Raw genomic sequence first — 264 nt, 5'->3', positions numbered from 1 at the left:
AAATCAGGCAAGCGAAAGGTATCCGTTTATGGTTCTTGATATCAAACGACTGGTTCGATCGGTGCGCGGCGTGTTCGGTCAGCAGGCCGCAGCAGCCGACACCGATCCTTATTTCTTCGGCCGGCTGCACATGCTGCCGAACCCAGACCCGGTGCTGCGCGCGATGGGCGTCGCCGACACGGTCTATGCCTCGATCATGGCCGATGCACACGTCATCGGCGAGATTCGATCGATTCGCGGCGAGTTTCGCGGTATGGACTATCG

1 protein-coding gene is annotated in these 264 nt (G+C 59.1%); it reads left to right on the top strand.

Annotation, left to right across the window (positions count from 1 at the left end):
- Positions 1–28: 28 nt before the first annotated feature.
- Positions 29–264, top strand: a 236-nt coding sequence (locus tag AAEY83_RS15900) for a hypothetical protein (protein ID WP_351060509.1), incomplete at its 3' end; no start/stop codon positions are given.

The sequence above is a fragment of the Psychrobacter sp. TB20-MNA-CIBAN-0197 genome, assembly GCF_040309765.1.
Taxonomy (GTDB): domain Bacteria; phylum Pseudomonadota; class Gammaproteobacteria; order Pseudomonadales; family Moraxellaceae; genus Psychrobacter; species Psychrobacter submarinus.
The sequence above is the reverse complement of the archived record's forward strand: the minus strand, read 5'-3'. Positions and strand labels throughout refer to the sequence as shown.